Here is a 24520-nt window from a genome sequence, read left to right as displayed (position 1 = left end):
CGCATGTTGACAGCCCATGCGCCCGTTTACACCGTCCCGGCCACGCGGCTGGCCACCGGCGGCGGGCCTGCCGCGGCACCGCATGCGGTCGTCATCGGCAGCGGCTTCGGTGGTCTGGCCGCAGCGGTGCGCCTGGGCGCACGCGGCTGGCGGGTGACGGTGCTGGAGGCACTGGACCAGCCCGGCGGCCGCGCCCGGGTGCACCGGCAGGACGGCTTCACCTTCGATGCCGGCCCCACCGTCATCACCGCGCCCTTCCTGCTGGAGGAGCTGTGGGCCCTGTGCGGCCGCCGGCTGGCCGACGACGTGGACCTGCGGCCGGTGAGCCCCTTCTACCGCGTGCGCTTCGACGATGGCACGCAGTTCGACTACAGCGGCGACGCCGCCGCTATGGAGGCCGAGGTGGCCCGCCTGTCGCCCACCGACGTGGAAGGCTACCGCCGCTTCCTGGCGGCCAGCCAGGCGATCTTCCAGGTGGGCTTCGAGCAGCTGGCGCATGTGCGCTTCAGCCGCTGGACCGACATGGCGCGGGTGCTGCCCAAGCTGCTGCAGCTGGAGGGCTGGCGCACCGTCCACGGCCTGGCCTGCAAGCATGTGCAGAGCCCGCGGCTGCGCATGGTGCTCACCTTCCAGTCGCTGCTGGTGGGTGGCAATCCGTTCGCCACCACCTCGGTGTACTGCCTCATCGCCTTCCTCGAGCGGCGCTGGGGCGTGCACTTTCCCATCGGCGGCACCGGCCGGCTGGTGCAGGGGCTGGTGAGCCTGGTGGAAGGGCAGGGCAACCGGGTGCGCTGCGGCGCGCCGGTGGCGCAGATCCTGGCCGAGCGCGGTGCGGCCACCGGCGTGCGGCTGGCCGATGGCGAGGTGCTCAAGGCCGACATCGTGGTGAGCAATGCCGACTCGGCCACCACCTACCGCCGGCTGCTGCCCGGCGTGCGGCGCCGGCGCTGGACCGACCGCCGCATCGACCGTGCGCGCTACTCGATGAGCCTGTTCGTCTGGTACTTCGGCACCCGCCGGCAGTACCCGGGCGTGGCCCACCACACCATCGCGCTGGGCCCGCGCTACCGCGGCCTGCTGGACGACATCTTCGAGCGCAAGCACCTGGCCGAGGACTTCAGCGTCTACCTGCACCGGCCCACCGCCACCGATCCCTCGCTGGCGCCGCCGGGCTGCGATGCCTTCTACGTGCTGTCGCCGGTGCCGCACCTGCAGTCGGGCACCGACTGGCAGGTGCAGGGCGAGTTGTATAGACAAGCCATCGAGGCCCGGCTGGAAGCCACGCTGCTGCCCGGCCTGGGCCAGGCGCTGTGCAGCTCGCGCATCACCACGCCGCAGGATTTCCAGGACACGCTGGGTGCCTTCCGCGGCGCCGCCTTCGGGCTGGAGCCGGTGCTCACGCAGAGCGCCTGGTTCCGCCCCCACAACCAGAGCGAGGAGCTGCGCGGCCTCTACCTGGTGGGCGCCGGCACCCACCCGGGTGCGGGCCTGCCCGGCGTGCTGTCTTCCGCGCGCATCCTCGATACGGTGGTACCCGATGCCCGAGCCTTCCAGCAGCAACCCGCCTGAGCTGTCGGCGGCCGACGTGGCGGCCTGCCGGCGCGTGCTGCGCCAGCATTCGCGCAGCTTCCATGCCGCATCGCTGATGCTGCCGCGCACGGTGCGCGATCCCGCCTCGGTGCTGTATGGCTTCTGCCGCCTGGCCGACGATGCGGTGGACGTGCATGGCGGCCAGGCCGAGGCCATCGCGCGGCTGCAGGAGCGGCTGGCCCGCGCCGCCGCCGGCCGGCCGCTGCCGCAGGCGGCCGACCGCGCGCTGGCCGCGGTGCTGCGCGCGCATGCCATTCCGCTGGAGCTGCCGGTGCGGCTGCTGGAAGGCCTGGCCTGGGACGCCGAGGGTCGGCGCTACGAGACGCTGGACGACCTGCTGCACTACGCCGCCCGCGTGGCCGGTACCGTGGGCGCGATGATGTGCCTGCTGATGGACGTGCGCAGCCACCAGGCCCTGGCCCGCGCCTGCGACCTGGGCGTGGCGATGCAGCTGTCCAACATCGCCCGCGACGTAGGCGAGGACGCCCGCATGGGCCGCCTGTACCTGCCGCTGCAGTGGCTGCATGCCGCCGGCATCGATGCCGATGCCTGGCTGGCCGCGCCGCGGCATTCCCCGGCGCTGGCCGGCGTGGTGGAGCGGCTGCTGCGGCAGGCCGACCTGCTGTACGCCCGCGCCGACGCCGGCATCGCGATGCTGCCGGTGGCCTGCCGGCCGGGCATCCGTGCCGCGCGCCGCCTGTATGCCGAGATCGGCCAGCAGGTGCGCCGCGCCGGCTGCGATGCGGTGGGCGGGCGGGCGGTGGTGCCGCCGCTGCGCAAGGCGGTGCTGCTGGCCGGTGCCGCCTGGCCGGGCGCGGGCCGCGGCCGCCGCGCCGCCGCGGGCCCGCTGCCGCCGCTGGCCGCCACCCGGGGGCTGGTGGAAGCCGCCGCCCGCCCGGTGCCGCGCCGCCGCGGTCCGGTGGACACGGTGCTCGACCTCTTCGAGCGGCTGGAGCGGCGCGACCGCTTCGGCAGCGCCGGTTGATGCCATGGCAGTGCTGGCGCTGGGACTCAACCACGGCAGTGCGCCGCTGGACGTGCGCGGGCGGTTCGCCTTCCCGGCCGATGCGCTGGGCCAGGCGCTGCGCGGCCTGGGCGCGCGGCTGCAGCGCGCGCCGGCCGAGGCCGCCATCCTGTCCACCTGCAACCGCACCGAGCTGTACATCGCCACGCCCGACGGAGCGCCCGCGGTGCTGCCCACGCTGCTGGACTGGCTGGCCGAGCACGGCGGCATGCCGGCCGCCGCCCTGCAATCGCACACCTATGTGCGGCAGGACTGCGATGCCGCCCGCCATGCCTTCCGGGTGGCCGCGGGGCTGGACTCCATGGTGCTGGGCGAGCCGCAGATCCTGGGCCAGCTCAAGCTGGCGGTGAAGCAGGCCGAGGAGGCCGGCGCGCTGGGCAGCACGCTGCACCAGCTGTTCCAGCGCTCCTTCTCGGTGGCCAAGGAGGTGCGCAGCTGCACCGACATCGGCGTCCATTCGGTGAGCATGGCCGCGGCCGCGGTGCGGCTGGCCGAGCAGCTGTTCGAGCAGATGGCCGACACCCGCGTGCTGTGCGTGGGCGCGGGCGAGATGATCGGGCGCGTGGCCACGCATTTCGCGGCGCGCAAGCCGCGCGCGCTGGTGCTGGCCAACCGCACGCCGGCACGCGGCGAAGCCCTGGCGCAGGCCCTGGGCGCGCAGTCCATGCCGCTGGCCGAGCTGCCGGCCCGGCTGGGCGAGTTCGACGTGGTAGTGAGCTGCACCGCCAGCACCCTGCCGCTGATCGGCCTGGGCGCGGTGGAGCGGGCGCTGAAGGCCCGGCGCCGCCGCCCGATGCTGCTGCTGGACCTGGCGGTGCCGCGGGACATCGAGGCCGAGGTGGCCCGCCTGCCGGAGGTGTACCTCTACACCGTCGACGACCTGGCCACGCGGGTGCGCGGCGCCGGCGAGCGCCGTCAGGCCGCGGTGGCGCAGGCCGAAGGCATCATCGACGCGGGCGTGGAGCGCTTCGGCCGCTGGCTGGCGCAGCGCGGCGCGGTGCCGCTGATCCGCTCGCTCAACGAGCAGGTGGACAGCTGGCGCGCTGCGGAGATCGCCCGGGCGCGCAAGCGGCTGGCCGCGGGCATGCCGATCGACGAGGTGTTCGAGGCGCTGTCCCAGGGGCTGGCGCACAAGCTGATGCACGGCACCCTGGCCGAGCTGCATGCCGCCGGCGGCGCCGCGCTGGCGCCCACGGTGCAGCGCCTGTTCCTGCGCCGATGAGCGGCAGCACGCTGGTGCTGGTGGAGCTGCTGCTGGTGCTGGGCGGCGTGATGGGCTGGGCGGTGTGGGAGCTGTGGTCGGTGCGGCGCCAGCTGCGCGATGACCGCGATCGCCTGCGGCAGGCCGGGGCGGACCGGCAGGGCGGGCAGGGCGGCCCGCCCGGGTCCGGCGGCATACCGCCTTCGCGTTTCGACTGATTGCGCCGCCCGCCGGGGCCGGGGATGCTGCGCCCGCGGTGCAGTTCGCCGCGCCGCCGGCAGTGCGCCCGTGACCCCTTCGTTCTCGCTGTACCTCGAAGTCGTCCGCGTGGTGGCCACGGTGGTGGTGGTGCTGGGGCATGCCAAGGCCTTCCACCTGCCGGTGAGCCAGTTCTGCGACCGCTTCCATCCCGGCCGCGACGCGGTCATCGCCTTCTTCGTGCTCTCGGGCTTCGTCATCAGCTGGTGCGCCACCGAGCGCGACCGCGACTGGCGCCGTTATGCGCTGCAGCGGGCGACGCGTGTGTACTCGGTGGCGGTGCCGGCGGTGGCCTTCAGCCTGCTGGTGGCCGCCGTCATCCCGATGCTGGCCGGCGGCAGCCTGCCCTATCCGCTGCAAAAGCTGTGGCTGTACCTGCCGATCTACCTCGGCTTCCTGGGCAACGTGGGGCCGCTGACCGAGACGCCGCCGCACAACTTTCCCTGGTGGTCGCTCAATTTCGAGGTCTGGTACTACGTGGTGCTGGGCGTGGCCCTCTTCGGCCGCGGCCGTTGGCGCTGGCCGGCGGTGGCGCTGCTGCTGGTGGCCATGGCGCCGGCCATGCTGGCGCTGCTGCCGGTCTGGCTGGCCGGCGTGGTGCTGCAGCGCTGGGGCGGCCCGCGCTGGCGGCCGCCGGTGGCGCGGCTGGTGGCCGGCGGCACCGTGCTGGCCTACCTGGCCGTCAAGCTTGGCGGGGTGGATGCCGAGATGGACCAGCGGCTGCTGGGCCGGGTGGAAACCGCCGGCCATGAACGGCTGCTGGGCACCTACCTGGTGGCCGCGCTGATGGCGCTGCACCTGGCCGCGGTGCGCTGCCTGCACTTCGCGCCGCCGCCCGCGGTGGCCGGGCTGATCCGCCGCGCCGCCGCGCTCACCTTCGCCACCTACCTGTTCCACCTGCCGCTGTTCGACCTGGCGCAGGCGCTGTGGCCACGGCGCGAGGGCGGCCTGGCCCACTACGCGGTGGTGGTGGCCGGCACGCTGCTGCTGTGCGGCCTGGCCGGCGTGGTCACCGAGCAGCACAAGCAGCGCTACCGCAGCAGCCTGGTGCGCCTGGCGCGGCGGCTGCGCGGCTGGGGGCCGGAGGTCGCCCCGCTGCCGGCCGGCCGGCCGCCCGGCCCGGGATGAAGGCCGCTGCCCGGCGGGCGCTCAGCTGCCCGCGCCCGGCCAGGGCAGCCAGGCCGGCAGCAGCCCGCGCGCCAGCAGCCAGGCGCCAATGAACAGCGCCGTGGTGCCCAGCAGCGCCAGCGCCGACATCAGCCAGCCCAGCAGCACCGCCACCCCGTCGTGGAACACCAGGCCGATGCCCAGCAGCATCAGCGCCAGGGCCGGCAGCACGTTGCCGAAGGGAATGGGCAGCACGATGATCACCGCCATCACGCCCACCAGCGCCGCCAGCAGGCCATGCGGATGGCCAGTGGCCAGGTGGCTGAGCCGTGGCCGCGACAGCAGGCCGGCCAGCGCATAGGCCGCGGCCAGCAGCCGCAGCACCCGCGCCGCCCAGCGCTGCGAAAGCTGGAAGCCGCCCACCCGCTGCGGCAGTGCCATCGCGCCGCGGCCGCGCCACAGCGCGGCAGCCAGCGCGCAGATGCCCATGCCCACCACCGTGCCCGAGCCCGGCACCGGCAGCAGGCAGGGCACTGCCAGCAGCACCAGCAGGCTGCCCTGCGCGGCCGGCCCATGGGCCTGCGCCAGCCATTGCAGCGACACGCCCTCGCCGGGCAGCTCGGCGGCCGCATGGCGCAGCCGTTGGGCCAGCCCGGCTGGCGTGGCCTCGCCCGTCACCGGGGCAGGCCGGTGGCGGCTTGCGCCAGGCGGGCGGCGGGGTTCGCCGTGGCCGCCGCGGCGCGGGCGCGCCGGCGCCACAAGGCGATGCCGGCATGCAGCGTCACGCCCAGGGCCAGCAGCAGCAGCGCGCCGAAGGCCCACACCACCCACAGCAGCACCGTCAGGCCGCCGGCCAGGGCCGGCAGCAGGCCCAGCAGGCCATCGACCCAGGGCGCCAGCTCGGCCAGCGCCGCGGTGATGCTGGCAGCAATCTCCGGCGGCACCCACTGCGCCAGCCAGGCCGGCAGCTGCAGCGCGGGCACGCCTGCCGCACCCACCGAGACCTGCCCGGCCTGTGCCGCCGACCAGCCGGCCAGCGCATCCACCGCCCACAGGCCGCCGGTCCACAGCGCCAGCAGCCCCGCGATGGCGAACCACACGATGGCGTGGAACATGTCGATCTCCTTGTGCTTGAAAAGAAACGGGGCCGATTGTCTGAACCGGGCGTTTCGAAAAAAGCATAGGCAGATGGACGAATGTTCCTTTTATCCGAAGTAAAAGCGGCAGGCTCAGGCCGCCTGCAGCGGCAGCTTGAACACCGCCACCGCCTGCACCAGCTGGGCGGCCTGGTGCTTCAGGCTCTCGGCGGCGGCGGCGCTCTCCTCCACCAGCGCGGCGTTCTGCTGGGTGGCCTGGTCCATGTGGCTCACGGCCTGGCCCACCTGGCGCACGCCGGCGCTCTGTTCCTCGCTGGCCGCGGTGATCTCGGCCACGATCTCGCTCACCCGCTGGATCGAGCGCACGATCTCGCCCATGGTGCTGCCGGCACGGTCCACCAGCTGGGTGCCCTGTTCCACCTGCTCCACGCTGCGGCCGATCAGGGTCTTGATCTCCTTGGCGGCCTCGGCGCTGCGCTGGGCCAGGCTGCGCACCTCGGCCGCCACCACGGCGAAGCCGCGGCCCTGCTCGCCGGCACGGGCGGCTTCGACCGCCGCGTTCAAGGCCAGGATGTTGGTCTGGAAGGCGATGCCGTCGATCACGCTGATGATGTCGCCGATCTTGCGGCTGCTGTCGTTGATGCCCTGCATCGTGGTGACCACCTGGCCCACCACCTCGCCGCCCTGCACCGCCACCGAGGAGGCGCTCTGCGCCAGCCGGTTGGCCTGGCCCGCGCTGTCGGCGTTGTTGCGCACGGTGCTGCCCAGCTGGTCCATCGTGGCCGCGGTCTGCTGCAGGCTGCTGGCCTGCGTCTCGGTGCGCTGCGACAGGTCCAGGTTGCCGGTGGCGATCTGCACCGAGCCGGTGGCGATGCTGTCCGATGCCTGGCGCACCTGGCCCACCACGCGGGCCAGGGCCTGTTGCATCGCGCCCAGCGAGGCCAGCACGCTGCCGGCCTGTGCCTGCGCGGCGCCGGGCACCGGGCTCAGGTCGCCGGCAGCCACCCGCTCGGCCACCTGGCCCAGCGCGGCCGGCTCGGCCCCCCAGCTGGCGGACGATGTGGCGCGAGATGGCGGCCGCCAGGGCGATGCCGGCCACCAGGGCCAGCCCCAGTGCGCCCAGCATCACCGCGCGGAAGCCGGAGGCCTGCTCCATCGCCACCGCATTCAGGGCCTGCACCCGTGCTTCCTCGAATTCGATCAGCCGGTTGATGGCCGCCAGCCACTGCACGTACTGTGGCTTGGCGCGCGACCACAGCAGCGCCTGCGCCTCGGTGGCGTCGCCGCGGTCCACCGCCGCGATCACGGCCCGGGTGCTTGCCACGGCCTCGGCCTCGATCTGCTGGATGGCGGCATACAGCCGCTGCAGCTCGGCCCGGTCGTCGGAGCCGTTGATCAGCGCCTGCAGCGGCGCATCGGAGGCTGCATAGAAGCGGGCCAGCTCGTCGATGGCGGCCACTTCCTTCTGGCGGCTCTCGGCGTTGGTGGCCAGCACATGGTCGCGGATGGCGATGGCGCGGTCGTGCGCCGAGCCGCGGAAGTTGATGGCAAAGCGCTGGATGCGGGTGTGCTCCTGGCCGTTGGCCGACAGTGCGCGCTCGATGGTGCGCACCTTGACCATGGCCACGCCCGCGACGATGGACAGGATGACGAGGATGACGGCAAAAGCCAGCTGCAGGCGCTGGCTGACGCTCAGTGTGGACAGGCGCATGAGAACCTCAACGAATGGAGCGGAAGGTGCTGCGCAGCAGGACGGTCCTGCAGGCGCTGCGGGATGGCCCGGGAGGGCCGGTGCATCGATGGGCTCGGCGATCATGCAAGCCGGAGCATGAGGGCTTTTCGGCCCCGGCCGGCGCGGCTTGAGCCGCGCCCCGCTCAACCGCGCCGCGGCATGCGGAAGGGCAGCAGCGCCTGCACCCAGCGGCGGCCGAAGCGCCGCAGCGAGAGGCTTTCATGCACCGCCGTCACGGGCTGGCCCAGCAGCGTGGTGTGCACCAGGGAGCGGGTGTAGAAGGGCCCGTCCTCCAGTGTGGCCAGCAGCCGGGCATCGGGCCCGCGCACCGGCCGCGCCACGCCCCAGCGGGCCCGCGGCAGCAGGCCCATGGACGGCGGCTCGAAGGCCTGGGCGCTGCCGTCGGCCGCGATCTGCAGCGCCAGCGACAGCGGCGGCCCGCACAGCGGCTGCACGTCGTAGGTGAGGGCACTGCGGCCACCGGCCAGCGCGGCGCGGGCCCAGGTCCAGTCGGCGAAGCGCTGCTCCAGCGGCTCGTCGCCGCGGTTGGCATCCAGGTAGCCGGTGCCGCGCCAGCACAGGCCGGGCTGCGGCAGCCGCACCTCCACCTGCGCACGCGGCGCCAGCGGCGTCCAGCGGTGGCCGCCTTCGGCCGCCAATGGAATGTCCAGCCCCGTGCGGGCCTGCGGATGCAGCGTGATGCGCCCGCGCAGCCGCTGCGGCCATGGCGCGGTGATCTCGTCGACGTCGATCACCAGCGCGTCGCCCTGCCAGTGCAGCGCGCTGGGGCCGATGGCCAGGTGGTCGTGCCGCTGGTGCAGGTGGCGGCTGCCGCGCTCGGTCATCGCCCAGCGGTGGCCGCCGTCGCCGTACAGCGCCAGGTTGATGGCGCAGTGCTCGGCGGGCGGTGCCGCGCCGCGCCGGCGGGCCGCGGCGTAGTAGGGCGAGAACACGCTGCCCACGAAGGCGATCAGCGCCAGCCCGTGGCGGCCGTCGTCGCTCAGGGCATCGAGGTACCACCAGGCATAACCACCGGATGGTGGCGCCGCATCGAAGCCAGGTCGGCCAGCAGCCGCTGCGCCGCCAGCCGGCCCGACAGCGCCGCCATCGGCACGCCCGGGCCCGGATGGGTGCTGCCACCGGCCAGGTACAGCCCCGGCAGCCGGCTGCGGGAGCCCGCCCGCCGGAACGACGCCTGCCACCCGTGGCTGGCCGGGCCATACAGCGCCCCGCCCGTGCCCGGAAACATCCGCTCGAAGTGTGCCGGCGTGGTGGTCACCATCGCCGATTCGGGCCGGATCAGCAGCCCGCAGCGGGCCAGCCGGTCGAAGGTGCTGTGCTGGCATGCGGCCATCTCCTCGGGGGTGGGCGGGCGGCTGTCGCCGGTGGGTGGGGCATTGACCAGCATCAGCAGCCGCTCGGGGCCGCCGTGCACCGTGCGGGGCTGGTCGCGCCGGTCCTGCGCGCACAGGTACACCGTGGGTGCGCGCGGCAGCCGCCCGGCGCGCAGGTCGTCGAATTCGGCGCGGTAGTCGTCGCTGAAGCACACGTTGTGGCGCAGCAGCGGCTGCCCGCGGCAGTGGGCCAGCAGGTTCCAGGTGACGGCAGACAGCGAGCGCTGCGCCGGCAGCGGCGCCCCGGGCCCGGCCGCGGCCCGCACCGCGTCGCCCAGGTGGCCGGCCGCCAGCGCGCCCACGTCGCCGTTGAACACCACGGCATCGGCATGCAGCACCTCGCCGCCGGCCAGCCGCACGCCGGCGGCGTGGCCGTCGGCCAGCAGGATCTCCGCCACCCGCGCGCCATGGCGCAGCCGGGCGCCGCACCGCGCGGCCTGCGCCGCCAGCACCTGCGCCAGCCGGTGCATGCCGCCGTCCACGTACCACACGCCGCTGTGCTCCACATGGGCCACCAGCATCAGCGTGGCCGGCGCCTGGTAGGGCGACGAGCCGCAGTAGGTGGCATAGCGGCCGAACAGCTGCCGCAGCCGCGCATCGCGGAAGTGGCCGGCCAGGGCCGCGGCCAGCGTGCCGAAGGGCGAGATGCGCGCCAGGCCGGGCAGGCCCTGCCAGGCCACCCGGCCCACCAGCTGCAGCAGGCCGGGCCGCTGGCTGCGGATGAAGGGCTGCTCCAGCGTGCGGTAGATGCGCCGCGCCCGCTGGCAGAACTGGCGGTAGCCGCGTGCATCGGCCGCGCCGGCGAAGCGGCCGATGGCATCCACGCTGGCTTCGAAGTCGGCATGCAGGTCCAGGTGCGCATCGCCCGACCAGGCATGGCGCGCCAGCACCGCGGCCGGCTCCAGGTGCAGGTGGTCGTCCAGCCGCTGGCCCAGCAGGCTGAACAGCTCGTCGAACACCCAGCGCATGGTGAAGACGGTGGGGCCGGCATCCATCGGCTGGCCGCCGGCCAGCACTTCGCGCAGCTTGCCGCCGGGCTGGTCGGCGGCTTCGAGCAGCGTCACGCGAACGCCCTGCGCGGCCAGGCAGGCCGCTGCCACCAGCCCGCCGACGCCAGCACCGATCACCACCACGGAGATTGCCAATTGACGCTCCTGCTGTCGGTGTCTATTCTGAATGACAATCGATGTGTCATGAAAACATTACACACGCCGCAAGGCAGGAGGCCTGCTTGAGCACAAGCGAACGGATCGAGCAGCTGTTGGTCGGGGCCTTGGCGGCCATCGAGTCGCCTGCCCAGCCACCGCGGCTGGCGGCGGCGGTGCGGCATGCGGTGTTTCCCGGCGGCGCCCGGGTGCGGCCGCGGCTGGTGCTGGCGGTGCATGCGGCCTGCGGCGAAGGCGAGGCGTCGCTGGCCGGCGCTGCCGCGGCGGCGGTGGAGCTGCTGCACTGCGCCTCGCTGGTGCACGACGACCTGCCGTGCTTCGACGACGCGCCGCTGCGCCGCGGCCTGCCCAGCGTGCACCGCGCCTTCGGCGAGCGGCTGGCGGTGCTGGCGGGTGATGCGCTGATCGTGCTGGCCTTCCAGGTGCTGGCGCAGGCGTCGTGCCGCGATGCCGGCCGGCTGGCGCAGGTGCTGGCCACGGTGGCGGGCGGCGTGGGGCTGCCGGGCGGCATCTGTGCCGGCCAGGCCTGGGAATGCGAGCCGCAGGTGTGCCTGGCCGACTACCAGCGGGCCAAGACCGGCGCACTGTTCGCGGCCGCGGCCGCGGCCGGCGCGCAGGCGGCCGGCGCGGCGCCGGCGCCCTGGCGCGCCTTCGGCGATGCGCTCGGCGAGGCCTACCAGGTGGCCGACGACATCCGCGACGTGGCGGCCGACCCGGGCCTGCTGGGCAAGCCCATCGGCCGCGACCTGGCGCTGGGCCGTCCCAGCGTGGCCAGGCGCGACGGCGTGGCCGGCGCCATCCGCCGCTTCAACCGCCTGGTGGCGCAGGCCGTGGCCGCGGTGCCTGATTGCCCCGGCGCCGAGCCGCTGCGCATGCTGGTGCGGCTGGAGAGCGAACGCCTGGTGCCCAAGGCGCTGAGCACGGAGTGGCTGGCCTCGGCCGCTTGAGAACCTGTGAACGAACCACTCACGCCCGCTCGACGCGCCCAGACGACCCGGCTCGTCGTTGCAAATGCTCGCCATAGCTCGAGCCATGTCTGCGCTTTGCGCCTGGATCCAGGCCGCCCTGTCGCGCCGCTCGGGCGCGACCGGTTCATTCACAGGTTCTGAGCCGGCTGCCCCCGCCATGCCACGCTCCCCCACCTGGCCTGGCCGCCGACCGCCGCCGTGGCCGGCCACCTGAAGGGCCCCGCCCGCTGGCTGGCGCAGGCCACGGTGTGGCGCGATCGGCTGATCGCCCGCCCGAGCTTCCAGCGCTGGGCGCGCCGCTTCGCGCCCACCCGGCCCATCGCCCGCCGCCGCGCCGGCGCGCTGTTCGACCTGATGGCCGGCTTCGTCTATTCGCAGGTGCTGCTGGCCTGCGTGCGGCTGGAGGTGTTCGACCTGCTGGCCGACGGCCCCCAGCCCTTGCCGGTGCTGGCCGCCGTGTGGCGCCTGCCCGAGCCCGCCGCGCGCCGGCTGGTGGATGCTGCGGTGGCCCTGCGCCTGCTGGCCTGGCGCGGCGCGGGCTGCGTCGGCCTGGGGCCGCTGGGCGCGCCCCTGGTGGGCAATGCCGGCCTGGCGGCCATGGTGCTGCACCACGGGGCGCTGTATGAGGACCTGCAGGACCCGGTGGCGCTGCTGCACCGCGACGGCGGCGGCGCGTTGGCGGGCTACTGGCCCTATGCCGGCGACGGCGACGCACGTGGCTTGGCCAGCGAGCAGGTGGCGGCCTACACGGCGCTGATGGCCGCCTCCCAGCCCCTGGTGGCCGGCGAGATCCTGGACGCCTACGACTTCCGCCGCCACCGTTGCGTGCTGGACGTGGCCGGCGGCGACGGCAGCTTCCTCGCCGCCGTGGCCGAGCGCCATCCGGCGCTGCAGCTGCAGCTGTTCGACCTGCCCGCGGTGGTGGCGCGGCCAGCGCCCGGCCTGCCGCAGCGGGCCGCGCGCTTCGGCGGCGACTTCCGGCTCGACCCGCTGCCCACCGGCGCCGACCTGCTCACCCTGGTGCGCGTGGTGCACGACCACGACGACGACACCGTGCGCCGGCTGCTGCGCGCGGCCTGGCAGGCGCTGCCGCCCGGCGGCGTGCTGCTGTTGGCCGAGCCGATGGCCGGCACGCCGGGCGCGCAAGCCATGGGCGATGCGTATTTCGGCTTTTACCTGCTGGCCATGGGCCGCGGGCGGCCGCGCACGGCTGCGGCGCTGACGGCCTTGCTGGCCGAGGCCGGCTTCGAACGCATCCGTCCGCTGCGCACCGGCATCCCGCTGCAGTGCAGCATCCTGCGTGGGTGTAAATCGTAGTTGACACTCAGTACGCTAAGCGTATTCTGACACTCATGGACTCCACCTCGATCCGCACCGCCACCGGCCCGCTGCACAGCCTGGCCGTCGTGCTGGAAGAGCCTGGCCAGCTTCGCCTGAGCGACCTGCCGCTGGTGGATCCCACCGAATCCGACGTGGTGGTGGACGTGGAATGGAGCGGCATCAGCACCGGCACCGAGCGCCTGCTGTGGACCGGCCGCATGCCGGCCTTCCCCGGCATGGGTTATCCGCTGGTGCCTGGGTACGAATCGGTGGGCCGCGTGGTGCGGGCCGGTCCGGCGGCCGGCCATGCGGTGGGCGAGCGGGTGTTCGTGCCCGGCGCGCGCTGCTTCGGCGACGTGCGCGGCCTGTTCGGCGGTGCCGCCGCCTGCCTGGTGGTGCCGGGCGCGCGTGCGCTGCCAGTGGCCGAGCACCTGGGCGAGGAAGCGGTGCTGATGGCGCTGGCTGCCACCGCCTACCACTCGGTGGCCGGCGGCGGCAAGCGCGACCCCATCGCGCCGCCCGACCTGATCGTCGGCCACGGCGTGCTCGGCCGGCTGCTGGCCCGCATGACGGTGGCCGCCGGCCTGCCGCCGCCCACGGTATGGGAGCGCGAACCCGGCCGCTGCGGCGGCGCCGAGGGCTACCCGGTGATGCACCCCGACGACGACACCCGCCGCGACTACCGCGCCATCTACGACGTCAGCGGCGACGCCGGGATCATCGACACGCTGGTGATGCGCCTGGCGCCCGGCGGCGAGATCGTGCTGGCCGGCTTCTACAGCCAGCCGCTGCAGTTCGCCTTCGCACCCGCCTTCATGCGCGAGGTGCAGATCCGCTGCGCCGCCGAATGGCAGCGCCCCGACCTGCTGGCGGTGAAGGAACTGGTGGAGACCGGCCGCGTCTCGCTGGCCGGCCTCATCACCCACCACGAAGCTGCCGTACATGCCGCGGGCGCCTACGCCACGGCCTTCGGCGACAGCGCCTGCCTGAAGATGGTTTTGGACTGGAGACACCACGCATGAACGCCGCCCCCGTCATCTTCATGAAGGAGCAGCTTCGCGCGGAGGCTGCCATCGAGCCCGATGCGCCGAGCACCTCGCCGGCCACCAAGACCACGCAGATCATCGCCATCTACGGCAAGGGCGGCATTGGCAAGAGCTTCACGCTGGCCAACCTCAGCTACATGATGGCCCAGCAGGGCAAGAAGGTGCTGCTGATCGGCTGCGATCCCAAGAGCGACACCACCAGCCTGCTGTTCGGCGGCAAGGCCTGCCCCACCATCATCGAGACCAGCAGCAAGAAGAAGCTGGCCGGCGAGGCGGTGTCCATCGGCGACGTGTGCTTCAAGCGCGACGGCGTGTTTGCCATGGAACTCGGCGGGCCAGAGGTGGGCCGCGGCTGCGGCGGCCGCGGGATCATCCACGGCTTCGAGACGCTGGAGAAGCTCGGCTTCCACGACTGGGGCTTCGACTACGTGCTGCTGGACTTCCTGGGCGACGTGGTGTGCGGCGGCTTCGGCCTGCCCATCGCCCGCGACATGTGCCAGAAGGTCATCGTGGTGGCCAGCAACGACCTGCAGAGCCTGTACGTGGCCAACAACGTGTGCTCGGCGGTGGAGTACTTCCGCAAGCTGGGCGGCAACGTGGGCGTGGCCGGCATGGTGATCAACAAGGACGACGGCACCGGCGAGGCCAGTGCCTTTGCCGAGCGGGCGGGCATCCCGGTGCTGGCGGCCATCCCGGCGCACGACGACATCCGCCGCAAGAGTGCCAGCTACGAGATCATCGGCCGGCCCGGCACGATCTGGGCGCCGCTGTTCGAGACGCTGGCGCAGAACGTGGCCGAAGCGCCGCCGATGCGGCCCAAGCCGCAGACGCAGGACGAGCTGCTGTCGCTGTTCTCGGCCGACAGCGTGGGCCGCGACGTGGTGCTGCAGCCGGCCACCGATGCCGACATGACCGGGCAGGCGGTGGTCAACCGCGCCTCGCTCGAAGTGATCTACGACGCGGCCTGACGCCATGGCCTGCCATTCCACCGCGGACCTGATGCGCTCGGCAGCCGAAGCCGCCGGCAAGGGCGAGACGCTGCAGCGCTATGCCGCCGACTATCCGGTGGACCGCGGCACCGGCCCGCACGAGCAGCCGCAGAGCATGTGCCCGGCCTTCGGTTCGCTGCGCGTGGGCTTGCGCATGCGGCGCACCGCCACCATCCTCAGCGGCTCGGCCTGCTGCGTCTACGGCCTGACCTTCACCTCGCACTTCTACGGCGCGCGCCGCAGCGTGGGCTACGTGCCCTTCAACAGCGAGAGCCTGGTCACCGGCAAGCTGTTCGAGGACATCCGCGAGGCGGTGCATGCGCAGGCCGACCCGGCCAAGCTGGACGCCATCGTCGTCATCAACCTGTGCGTGCCCACCGCCAGCGGCGTGCCGCTGCAATTGCTGCCCAGGCAGATCAACGGCGTGCGCATCATCGGCATCGACGTGCCGGGCTTCGGCGTGCCCACGCATGCGGAGGCCAAGGACGTGCTGGCCGGCGCGATGCTCAGGTTCGCCCGCACCGAGGCCGAGGCCGGCCCGGTGGCCGCGCCGCGCGGCGGCGTGGAGCAGCGGCCCACCGTCAGCCTGGTGGGCGAGATGTTCCCGGCCGACCCGGTGGGCATCGGCATGATGCTGGCGCCGATGGGCCTGGCCCCCGGCCCGGTGGTGCCCACCCGCGAATGGCGCGAGCTGTATGCCGCGCTGGATTGCAGCGTGGTGGCCGCGATCCATCCGTTCTACACCGCCAGCCTGCGCGAGTTCAGTGCAGCGGGTCGGCCCATCGTGGGCTCGGCGCCGGTGGGCGTGGAGGGCACCGACGCCTGGCTGCAGGCCATCGGCAGCGCGGCCAACGTCGCGCAAGCGCTGATCGACGAGGCCCGGCAGCGGGTGCTGCAGGCCATCCGCGGCGCCTTGTCGAAGTTGCCTATACAAGGCCGCATCACCGTCAGCGGCTACGAAGGCAGCGAGCTGCTGGTGGCGCGGCTGCTGATCGAAAGCGGCGCCGAGGTGCCCTACGTCGGCACCGCCTGCCCGCGCACGCCCTGGAGCGAGCCCGACCGCCAGTGGCTGGAGGCCCGCGGCGTGTACGTGCAGTACCGCGCCAGCCTGGAGCAGGACCTGTATGCGATGCAGCATGCCAAGCCCGACTTGGCCATTGGCACCACGCCGGTGGTGCAGGCCGCCAAGGAGCTGTGCACGCCGGCGCTGTACTTCACCAACCTCATTTCCGCCCGGCCGCTGATGGGCCCGGCCGGCGCCGGCTCGCTGGCGCAGGTGGTCAACGCGGCCATCGCCAACAAGCACCGCTTCAGCGCGATGAAGGACTTCTTCGGCGCCACCGGCCAGGGCGACAACGCCGGCGTGTGGGAGGGCGTGCCTCCAGCGCACCCCGCCTTCCGCGCCGACACCCGCCGCCGCGTGATCAAGCTGCAGAAGGCGGCGCAGGAGCACATGGCATGAGCTTCACGATTGACCATGACCGTGCCGGCGGCTACTGGGGCGCCGTGTATGTGTTCACCGCCATCAAGGGCCTGCAGGTGGTGATCGACGGCCCGGTGGGCTGCGAGAACCTGCCGGTGACCAGCGTGCTGCACTACACCGATGCGCTGCCGCCGCATGAGCTGCCCATCGTGGTCACCGGCCTGGCCGAGGAACAGCTGGGCCGCGAAGGCACCGAAGGCGCGATGAAGCGCGCCCATGCCACGCTGGACCCCGACCTGCCCAGCGTGGTGGTCACCGGCAGCATCGCCGAGATGATCGGCGGCGGCGTGACGCCCGAGGGCACCACCATCCAGCGCTTCCTGCCGCGCACCATCGACGAAGACCAGTGGCAGTGCGCCAACCGCGCCATCTACTGGCTGTGGCAGCAGTACGGCCTGCGCAAGGTGCCCGAGCGTGTGCGCCAGCCCGGCGACAAGCCGCGCGTGAACATCATCGGCCCCAGCTACGGCATGTTCAACGGCCCGAGCGACCTGGCCGAGATCCGCCGGCTGGTGCAGGGCATCGGCTGCGAGGTGAACCTGGTGTTCCCGCTGGGCAGCCATCTGGCGGAGGTGTCGCGGCTGGTGGAGGCCGACGTCAACATCTGCCTGTACCGCGAGTTCGGCCGTCTGCTGTGCGAGAACCTGGAGCGGCCCTACCTGCAGGCGCCCATCGGCCTGCACTCCACCACCGCCTTCCTGCGCGAGCTGGGCCGGCTGACGGGCCTCGACCCCGAGCCCTTCATCGAGCGCGAGAAGCACACCACGCTCAAGCCGATCTGGGACCTGTGGCGCTCGGTCACGCAGGACTTCTTCGCCACCGCCAGTTTCGCGGTGGTGGCCGGCGAGACCTATGCGCGCGGCATCCGCCACTACCTGGAAGACGAGCTGGGCCTGCCCTGCCAGTTCGCCGTGTCGCGCAAGCCGGGCAGCAAGACCGACAACGCCGAGGTGCGCCGGCTGGTGCACGAGAAGCCGCCGCTGGTGATGTTCGGCTCCTACAACGAACGCATGTACCTGGCCGAGGCCGCGGGCTCCACGGGCCGGCCGGGGCCGAAGCCGGCCTACATCGCGGCCTCGTTTCCCGGCGCGGCCATCCGCCGCGCCACCGGCACGCCGTTCATGGGTTATGCCGGTGCCACCTGGCTGCTGCAGGAGTACTGCAACGCGCTGTTCGATGCACTGTTCCACGTGCTGCCGCTGGCCGTCGACATGGATGCGGTGGCACCCACGCCCGCGCGCGGCAGCGCCGAGCTGGCCTGGGACGAAGCTGCCCGCCAGCGCCTGGAATCGCTGGTGGAAGCGCAGCCGGTGCTGGTGCGCATCTCGGTCGCCAAGGCCTGGCGCGATGCGGCCGAGCGTGCCGCCCGCGCCGCCGGCCGCGCCAGCGTTGGCCTGGCCGACCTGCCGGCCGAGCCGGCGCGCGCCGAGCCCAGCGAGGCGGTGTCGCCATGAACAGCAAACCTGCATCGGACCGTCCGGCCCGGGCAGCCCTTGCCGCGCGGGCTTTCGCGCGGTGCCGGTCGCAAGACCATCGGCCGCAAGGCCACTGCACCTGAAGGAACCATCCCTATGCTTGATCCCAGAAGCGGCTCGCTTTCCGGCCTGACCGAACAGGAAGCGAAGGAATTCCACGGCGTGTTCATGACGAGCTTCGTCGGGTTCACGGCCGTGGCCATCGTGGCCCACATCCTCGTGTGGATGTGGCGTCCCTGGCTCTAGTGCCTTGACGGGAGGGTTGCCATGACCGATCTCACCCACCACCACACGCCCGCGGCGGCGCCGGCCAGGGACTCGCTGGCCACGGCCGGCGTCTTTCTCGCGGGCTTCGTCGTGCTGCTGGTCTTCGCCCTGCTGGCGCAGCTGCTCATGCTGCCCTGGCGCGGCTGGCTGCCGGGGGCCGAGGGCGAGGCATCGCTGCTCGGTGCGGTGAGGGCGGCCGTGTACACCTTCATGTCCCATCTCGATTGAAGGAGGCCCACCATGTGGCGTATCTGGCTCTTGTTCGATCCGCGCCGCGCGCTGGTAGCACTGTTCGTGTTCCTGTTCGTGCTGGCGCTGCTGATCCATTTCATCCTGCTGTCCACCAACAAGTTCAACTGGCTGGACGGGCCCACCAAGGCGGTGGCCACGCAGAACTCCGCCATGCCCGCGCCCACGCCGCGTTAGCGGCGCCGCACAGCGCACGACCGCAGGCGCCGCCTCCCGGCGCGCCTGCACCCCGGCTTCCCGCCGTCGAACGAGAAAGAGGGTGCCCCCATGGCCATGCTGAGCTTCGAAAGAAAGTACCGCGTGCGCGGTGGCACGCTGATCGGCGGCGACCTGTTCGACTTCTGGGTCGGCCCGTTCTGGGTCGGCTTCTTCGGCGTCACCACCGCGTTCTTCTCGCTGGTGGGCACGCTGCTCATCATCTGGGGCGCCTCGCAGGGGCCGACCTGGAACCTCTGGCAGATCAGCATCGCGCCGCCCGACCTGAGCTACGGCCTGGGCATGGCCCCGCTGATGGAGGGCGGCCTGTGGCAGCTCATCACCGTGTGTGCCATCGGTGCCTTCGTGTCCTGGGCGCTGCGCGAGGTGGAGATCTGCCGCAAGCTGGGCATCGGCTACCACGTGCCGGTGGCCTTCGGCTTCGCCATCCTGGCCTACCTGTCGCTGGTGGTGGTGCGGCCGGTGCTGCTGGGCGCCTGGGGCCACGGCTTCCCGTACGGGATCATCAGCCACCTGGACTGGGTGTCCAACACCGGCTACCAGTACCTGCACTTCCACTACAACCCGGCGCACATGCTGGCGGTGAGCTTCTTCTTCGCCACCACCTTCGCACTGTCGCTGCACGGGGCGCTCATCCTGTCGTCCACCTGCCCTGCCAAGGGCGAGAAGGTGAAGACGGCCGAGCACGAGAACACCTTCTTCCGCGATGCCATCGGCTACTCCATCGGCACGCTGGGCATCCACCGGCTGGGCCTGTTCCTGGCGCTGTCGGCGGGCTTCTGGAGCGCGGTGTGCATCGTCATCAGCGGGCCCTTCTGGACCCGCGGCTGGCCCGAGTGGTGGACCTGGTGGCTCAACCTGCCGGTGTGGCGTTGAAGGAGACCCGTGATGGCCGAGTACCAGAACCTCTTCACCCGCGTGCAGGTGGCCGGCGCCGCCTATCCCGGCATCTCGCTGGGCCGCGATGACCATGAACGCGACAGCGGCGCCACCCATTCGCACTGGCTGGGCAAGCTGGGCGATGCGCAGGTCGGGCCCATCTACCTGGGCTGGCTGGGCATCGCCTCGCTGATCTTCGGCTTCGCGGCCTTCGAGATCATCGGGCTGAACATGTGGGCCAGCGTCGGCTGGGACCCGATCCAGTTCGTGCGCCAGCTGCCCTGGCTGGCGCTGGAGCCGCCGCCACCGGCCTACGGCCTGACGCTGCCGCCGCTCAACGAAGGCGGCTGGTGGCTGCTGGCCGGCCTGTGCATGACCACCTCGGTGCTGCTGTGGTGGGCCCGCATGTACCGCAGGGCGCGCGCGCTGGGCATGGGCACGCACGTGGCCTGGGCCTTTGCGGCGGCCATCTGGCTGATGCTGGTGCTGGGCATCATCCGGCCGGTGCTGATGGGCTCGTTCGGCGAGGCGGTGCCCTTCGGGCTGTTTCCGCACCTGGACTGGACGGCGGCCTTCTCGCTGCGCTACGGCAACCTGTTCTACAACCCGTTCCACATGCTGTCCATCGTGTTCCTGTACGGGGCCACGCTGCTGTTCGCGATGCACGGCGCCACCATCCTGGCGGTCAGCCGCTTCGGGGGCGAGCGCGAGATCGAGCAGATCACCGACCGCGGCACCGCCACCGAACGCGCGGCGCTGTTCTGGCGCTGGACCATGGGCTTCAACGCGACGATGGAATCCATCCACCGCTGGGCCTGGTGGTTCGCGGTGCTGTGCCCGCTCACGGGCGGCATAGGCATCCTGCTCACCGGCACGGTGGTGGACAACTGGTTCCTGTGGGCGGTCAAGCACGGCGTGGCGCCGGTGTATCCGCAAGTCTTCGCACCGGTGACCGATCCGGCGCTGCTGCAAGGGGTCAAGCCATGAAGCGCACCACATTCCCCTTGTTGGCGGCCGCCGCGGCGCTGCTGCTGGCCGGCTGCGAGCGCCCGCCGGTGGAGACGGTGCAGACCGGCTACCGCGGCGCCGGCATGGAGCAGGTCTACAACCCGCGGCTGCTGGCCAAGCAGGCCGCGGTGAACACCGCGCCGCAGGCCTTGCCGCCGGCTTCGCCCGACGGCCCGAAGGCCTCGCAGGTGTTCCAGAACGTGAAGGTGCTGGGCGACCTGAGCGTGGGCGAGTTCACCCGCACCATGACGGCGATGACGCAGTGGGTGTCGCCCGACCAGGGCTGCGTGTACTGCCACAACCCGGCCAACCTGGCCGACGACTCGGTCTACACCAAGGTGGTGGCGCGGCGCATGCTGCAGATGACGCAGCACATCAACACCGACTGGAAGAACCACGTGGCCGGCACCGGCGTCACCTGCTACACCTGCCACCGCGGCAACCCGGTGCCCACCAACAGCTGGTTCGAGCCGCTGGGCTCGCCCGCCACCCGCAGCCTGGTGGGCAACAAGGCGGGGCAGAACGCGCCGGCGCAGACGGCGGCCTATGCATCGCTGCCCAACGATCCGTTCTCGCCCTTCCTGCAGCATGCGGAGAACATCCGCGTCATCGGCACCGAGGCGTTGCCCCACGGCAACCGCCAAAGCACCAAGCAGGCCGAGTGGACCTACGGCCTGATGATGCACATGAGCCAGTCGCTGGGCGTCAACTGCACCTTCTGCCACAACTCGCGCTCCTTCGCACAGTGGGACCAGAGCTCGCCGCAGCGGGTCACCTCGTACTACGGCATCCGCCTGGTGCGCGACCTCAACGTCTCGTACCTGGAGCCGCTGACCGACGTGTTTCCGCTGGAGCGCCTGGGCCCCAACCGCGACGTGGCCAAGGTCAACTGCGCCACCTGCCACCAGGGCGCCTACAAGTCGCTGTATGGCGCGCAGATGATGAAGGACTACCCGGCGCTGATGGCGCCGCCGGCCGCGGCTTCGGCCGCGATGTCGTCGGCCACGCCGGATGACGGCCGCGGTAGCCTGCAGCGCCTGGCCACGCTGATGGGCACGCCGCCCGCGGCGCCGGTGCCCGCGCGCTGAGCGGCCGCCTGACGCAAAGCGCATAACAGCTCTGCCGCCGCGGGGATGGGCCGCGGCGGCCCGCCTTTAAGCTGCCCGCATGGCTCGCCCGAGCCGCGGAGACAGCCCCCGATGAACGACCTGACCCAGCTGCATGTGCACATCGAGGCACACGTGGCCACCCTCACGATGGATGCGCCGCCGGTCAATGCCCTGACCCGCACGCTCAACGACGAACTCACGCTGGCGCTGGACCGCATCAGCGAGCTGGACGAAGTGCGCGCGGTGGTGCTCACCGGCGCCGGCAAGGTGTTCTGCGCCGGTGCCGACCTGAAGGGCCGCGCCGAGGTCATCAAGGGCCCGGGCGACCTGCCGGCCCATTCGCGCCGCACCCGCGAATGCTTCCATGCCATCCGCGAATGCGCCAAGCCGGTGGTCTGCGCCCTCAACGGCGCGGCGCTGGGCTCGGGCCTGGCGATGGCGGCTTCCAGCGACATCCTGCTTTGCAGCGAGACGGCCAGCCTGGGCCTGCCCGAGGTGGACGTGGGCCTGCTAGGCGGCGCCCGGCATGCGATGCGCCTGTTCAGCCATTCGCGGCTGCGGCGCATGGCGCTCACCGGCCTGCGGGTGGGCGGCCCCGAGCTGTACCGGCTGGGCATCGTGGAAGCCTGCGTGCCGCCGGCCGAGCTGATGGCCGCGGCGATGGAGATCGCCTCGGCCATCGCCAGCAAGAGCCCGGTGAGCACCCGCATGGGCAAGCACACGCTGAACGTGATCGAGGACATGAGCCTGCGCGACGGCTACCGCTACGAGCAGGACATGACCGCGGCCATCGGCAAGACCGACGATGCCCGGGAGGCGCAGGCCGCCTTCCGCGAGAAGCGCGCGCCGGTGTTCACGGGCCGTTGAACGGGGCATGAACTTGTCTAGTCAAGCTGAAGCCCCCCTGTCCGCCGCCGGCGGCCCGCTGTCGCACGTCAAGGTGCTCGACCTGAGCCGCATCCTGGCCGCGCCCTGGGCCGGCCAGATCCTGGCCGACCTGGGCGCCGAGGTCATCAAGGTCGAGCGCCCCGGCGCGGGCGACGACACCCGCAGCTGGGGCCCGCCCTTCCTGAAGGACGCCGAAGGCCGCGACACGAAGGAGGCCGGCTACTACCTGGCCGTCAACCGCGGCAAGCGCTCCATCACCGTCAGCCTGGACACGCCGGAAGGCCAGCGCATCGTGCGCGAGCTGGCGCTGGAATGCGACATCGTGCTGGAGAACTACAAGGCCGGCACGCTGGCCCGCTACGGGCTGGACGAGGCCTCGCTGCGGGCCATCAACCCGCGCCTGGTGTACTGCTCGGTCACCGGCTTCGGCCAGACCGGCCCGCGGCGCGACCAGCCGGCCTACGACTTCCTGATCCAGGCCATGGGCGGCCTGATGAGCGTGACCGGCGAGCGCGACGGCCGCCCGGGCGGCGGGCCGCAGAAGGTGGGCGTGCCCATCGTCGACCTGATGACCGGCATGTATGCGGCGGTGGCGGTGCTGGCGGCGCTGTCGCGGCGCGACCTCACCGGCCGCGGCGATGCCATCGACATCGGCATGCTGGACGTGCAGGTGGCCGCGCTGGCCAACCAGGCGATGAACTACCTGGTGTCCGGCAAGGTGCCGCAGCGCAACGGCAATGCGCATCCCAACATCCAGCCGCAGGACGTGTTCGGCTGCGCCGACGGCGACGTGATCCTGGTGGTGGGCAACGACGGCCAGTTCAACAAGCTGTGCCAGGTGCTGGGCCGCGCCGAATGGGCGACCGACGAGCGCTTTGCCACCAATGCGCAGCGGGTGCGGCACATCGGCGTGCTGGCGCCGATGTTGAGCGAGCTGTTCGGCGCCTGGCAGCGCAGCGCGCTGATCGCGGCGCTGGATGCGGCCGGCGTGCCCTGCGGCGCCATCAACTCGGTGGCCGACGTGTTCCGTGATCCGCAGGTGGTGGCGCGCGGCCTGCTGCGCCATGTGCCGCACCCCGCCGGCGTGGACGTGCCGCAGGTGGGCAGCCCGATGCGTTTTGCCGAAGCCACGCTGAAGGTGCCCGCCGCGCCGCCGCTGCTGGGCCAGCACAGCGACGACATCCTGTCCGAACTGGGCTACGAGGCCGAGGACATCGCCGCGCTGCGCGCGCAGGGTGTCATCGGATGATGGCGGCCATGACGACGATGAAACTGCATTGGTCGCCCAAGTCGCCCTACGTGCGCAAGGTGATGGTCTGCGCCCATGAACTGGGCCTGCTGCCGCGCATCGAGCGGGTGCGCTCGGTGGCCGCGATGCTGCAGCCCAATGCGGCGCTGATGGCCGACAACCCGCTGAGCAAGATCCCGACGCTGGTGCTGGAGGACGGCCGCACGCTGTTCGATTCGCCGGTGATCTGCGAATACCTCGATGCCGTGGCCGGTGGCGGCCGCCTGTTCCCGCCGGAAGGCCAGCACCGCTGGCAGGTGCTGCGCTGGCAGGCCCTGGGCGACGGCCTGCTCGACGTGCTGATCCTGTGGCGCAACGAGCGCGAGCGGACCCAGCCGCTGCCGGCGCTGGTCGAGGCCTTCGCGCTCAAGACCCGGGCCACGCTGGCGCTGCTGGACGAGGAAGCGGGCGCGCTGGAGGCAGCACCCTTCGGCATCGGCCACATCGCCATCGGTTGCGCATTGGGCTACCTCGACTACCGCTTCGATGCCTTCGGCTGGCGTGCGCTGGCGCCGCGGCTGGCGGCTTGGGAACAGGGCATCGCTTCCCGCGCTTCCTTCCTGCAGACGGCGCCCACCGAGGGTTGACCCGGGCGCCGGCCCGGCCGGCGCCGTGGCGTCGATCACGCGCGCCGGCTTGCCTTCATGTCACAGGTGCATACAGTTCCGGCCGAGGGCAAACCGGCGCGAAAGGCCGGGACGCAAAGCCTCCGGCCTAAGGCACTGCGGTGCACGGTAGCGGGGTTGCCAGTGGGCAGTTGCCGTGC

Annotated in this window: 24 protein-coding genes, 1 pseudogene and 1 riboswitch; of the genes and pseudogenes, 20 read left to right on the top strand and 5 right to left on the bottom strand. The window is 72.4% G+C overall.

Annotated features, from left to right (window positions below):
- Positions 1–3: 3 nt before the first annotated feature.
- From LRS14_RS23225 to LRS14_RS23205, 5 genes are all read left to right on the top strand, one after another.
- A complete protein-coding gene (locus LRS14_RS23225) occupies positions 4–1569 on the top strand; it encodes a phytoene desaturase (RefSeq protein WP_257801288.1) in 1566 nt (521 codons plus the stop codon).
- On the top strand, positions 1538–2575 hold the full coding sequence (locus LRS14_RS23220) for a phytoene/squalene synthase family protein (protein WP_257801287.1): 1038 nt from the start codon (positions 1538–1540) through the stop codon (positions 2573–2575). Before LRS14_RS23225 ends, LRS14_RS23220 begins: the two co-directional genes overlap by 32 nt.
- A gap of 4 nt (positions 2576–2579) precedes the next feature.
- Complete coding sequence (gene hemA / locus LRS14_RS23215; protein ID WP_257801286.1) at positions 2580–3836, top strand: glutamyl-tRNA reductase; 1257 nt, start codon at positions 2580–2582, stop codon at positions 3834–3836.
- Positions 3833–4033: a hypothetical protein gene (locus LRS14_RS23210; protein ID WP_257801285.1), complete on the top strand. Its 201-nt coding sequence runs from the start codon at positions 3833–3835 to the stop codon at positions 4031–4033. Before hemA ends, LRS14_RS23210 begins: the two co-directional genes overlap by 4 nt.
- A gap of 70 nt (positions 4034–4103) precedes the next feature.
- Positions 4104–5201 carry an acyltransferase family protein gene (locus tag LRS14_RS23205; protein WP_257801284.1) on the top strand — a complete coding sequence of 366 codons (1098 nt, stop codon included), beginning with the start codon at positions 4104–4106 and terminating at the stop codon, positions 5199–5201.
- A gap of 21 nt (positions 5202–5222) precedes the next feature.
- Here LRS14_RS23205 and LRS14_RS23200 read toward each other — a convergent pair whose 3' ends face one another.
- The 5 genes and pseudogenes from LRS14_RS23200 to crtD form a co-directional block, all read right to left on the bottom strand.
- Entirely contained in the window at positions 5223–5858 is a 636-nt protein-coding gene (locus tag LRS14_RS23200) for an exopolysaccharide biosynthesis protein (RefSeq protein ID WP_198157008.1), read from the bottom strand.
- The gene (locus tag LRS14_RS23195) at positions 5855–6295 is read right to left on the bottom strand and encodes a hypothetical protein (protein WP_257801283.1); all 441 of its coding nucleotides are present in this window, start codon (positions 6293–6295) and stop codon (positions 5855–5857) included. Before LRS14_RS23195 ends, LRS14_RS23200 begins: the two co-directional genes overlap by 4 nt.
- Before the next feature lie 114 nt (positions 6296–6409).
- Positions 6410–7988 (bottom strand): annotated as a pseudogene (locus LRS14_RS23190) (methyl-accepting chemotaxis protein).
- Between the two features lie 164 nt (positions 7989–8152).
- The gene (locus tag LRS14_RS23185; protein ID WP_198157007.1) at positions 8153–8971 is read right to left on the bottom strand and encodes a carotenoid 1,2-hydratase; all 819 of its coding nucleotides are present in this window, start codon (positions 8969–8971) and stop codon (positions 8153–8155) included.
- Positions 8972–9009: 38 nt separating this feature from the next.
- The gene (crtD, locus tag LRS14_RS23180) at positions 9010–10548 is read right to left on the bottom strand and encodes a 1-hydroxycarotenoid 3,4-desaturase CrtD (RefSeq protein ID WP_257801282.1); all 1539 of its coding nucleotides are present in this window, start codon (positions 10546–10548) and stop codon (positions 9010–9012) included.
- Positions 10549–10634: 86 nt separating this feature from the next.
- Between crtD and LRS14_RS23175 the strand changes: the two genes are divergently transcribed.
- The 15 genes from LRS14_RS23175 to LRS14_RS23105 all read left to right on the top strand — a co-directional run bounded on the left by LRS14_RS23175 (position 10635) and on the right by LRS14_RS23105 (position 24341).
- Positions 10635–11516 carry a polyprenyl synthetase family protein gene (locus LRS14_RS23175; protein WP_257801281.1) on the top strand — a complete coding sequence of 294 codons (882 nt, stop codon included), beginning with the start codon at positions 10635–10637 and terminating at the stop codon, positions 11514–11516.
- A gap of 219 nt (positions 11517–11735) precedes the next feature.
- Positions 11736–12854: an acetylserotonin O-methyltransferase gene (locus LRS14_RS23170; RefSeq protein WP_257801280.1), complete on the top strand. Its 1119-nt coding sequence runs from the start codon at positions 11736–11738 to the stop codon at positions 12852–12854.
- A 35-nt stretch (positions 12855–12889) separates the two neighbouring features.
- Complete coding sequence (gene bchC, locus LRS14_RS23165; protein ID WP_257801279.1) at positions 12890–13879, top strand: chlorophyll synthesis pathway protein BchC; 990 nt, start codon at positions 12890–12892, stop codon at positions 13877–13879.
- Complete coding sequence (locus tag LRS14_RS23160; RefSeq protein WP_257801278.1) at positions 13876–14871, top strand: chlorophyllide a reductase iron protein subunit X; 996 nt, start codon at positions 13876–13878, stop codon at positions 14869–14871. Before bchC ends, LRS14_RS23160 begins: the two co-directional genes overlap by 4 nt.
- 31 nt (positions 14872–14902) lie before the next feature.
- Complete coding sequence (gene bchY, locus LRS14_RS23155) at positions 14903–16354, top strand: chlorophyllide a reductase subunit Y (RefSeq protein WP_257801277.1); 1452 nt, start codon at positions 14903–14905, stop codon at positions 16352–16354.
- Complete coding sequence (gene bchZ / locus LRS14_RS23150; protein WP_257801276.1) at positions 16351–17829, top strand: chlorophyllide a reductase subunit Z; 1479 nt, start codon at positions 16351–16353, stop codon at positions 17827–17829. Before bchY ends, bchZ begins: the two co-directional genes overlap by 4 nt.
- 117 nt (positions 17830–17946) lie before the next feature.
- Entirely contained in the window at positions 17947–18096 is a 150-nt protein-coding gene (pufB, locus tag LRS14_RS23145; RefSeq protein WP_046114938.1) for a light-harvesting antenna LH1, beta subunit, read from the top strand.
- A gap of 21 nt (positions 18097–18117) precedes the next feature.
- Entirely contained in the window at positions 18118–18345 is a 228-nt protein-coding gene (locus tag LRS14_RS23140; RefSeq protein ID WP_257801275.1) for a hypothetical protein, read from the top strand.
- Between the two features lie 12 nt (positions 18346–18357).
- Positions 18358–18543, top strand: coding sequence for a light-harvesting antenna LH1, alpha subunit (gene pufA, locus LRS14_RS23135; protein WP_046114936.1), 186 nt, complete (start codon positions 18358–18360; stop codon positions 18541–18543).
- A 90-nt stretch (positions 18544–18633) separates the two neighbouring features.
- On the top strand, positions 18634–19458 hold the full coding sequence (gene pufL / locus LRS14_RS23130) for a photosynthetic reaction center subunit L (RefSeq protein WP_257801274.1): 825 nt from the start codon (positions 18634–18636) through the stop codon (positions 19456–19458).
- Positions 19459–19470: 12 nt separating this feature from the next.
- Positions 19471–20448, top strand: coding sequence for a photosynthetic reaction center subunit M (pufM, locus tag LRS14_RS23125; protein ID WP_046114934.1), 978 nt, complete (start codon positions 19471–19473; stop codon positions 20446–20448).
- Positions 20445–21557 carry a photosynthetic reaction center cytochrome PufC gene (gene pufC, locus LRS14_RS23120; protein ID WP_257801273.1) on the top strand — a complete coding sequence of 371 codons (1113 nt, stop codon included), beginning with the start codon at positions 20445–20447 and terminating at the stop codon, positions 21555–21557. The genes pufM and pufC overlap by 4 nt, the downstream gene beginning before the upstream one ends.
- Before the next feature lie 111 nt (positions 21558–21668).
- Complete coding sequence (locus LRS14_RS23115) at positions 21669–22445, top strand: enoyl-CoA hydratase/isomerase family protein (RefSeq protein ID WP_046114932.1); 777 nt, start codon at positions 21669–21671, stop codon at positions 22443–22445.
- Between the two features lie 7 nt (positions 22446–22452).
- A complete protein-coding gene (locus tag LRS14_RS23110; RefSeq protein ID WP_257801272.1) occupies positions 22453–23715 on the top strand; it encodes a CaiB/BaiF CoA-transferase family protein in 1263 nt (420 codons plus the stop codon).
- Positions 23716–23723: 8 nt separating this feature from the next.
- A complete protein-coding gene (locus LRS14_RS23105; protein WP_257801271.1) occupies positions 23724–24341 on the top strand; it encodes a glutathione S-transferase family protein in 618 nt (205 codons plus the stop codon).
- Positions 24342–24418: 77 nt separating this feature from the next.
- Positions 24419–24505, top strand: a riboswitch (cyclic di-GMP riboswitch).
- Positions 24506–24520 lie beyond the last annotated feature (15 nt).

This window comes from Aquincola sp. J276, from assembly GCF_024700035.1.
GTDB lineage: Bacteria > Pseudomonadota > Gammaproteobacteria > Burkholderiales > Burkholderiaceae_C > Aquincola > Aquincola tertiaricarbonis.
Note: the sequence above shows the minus strand (reverse complement) of the source record. Positions and strands in the feature narration are given on the sequence as shown.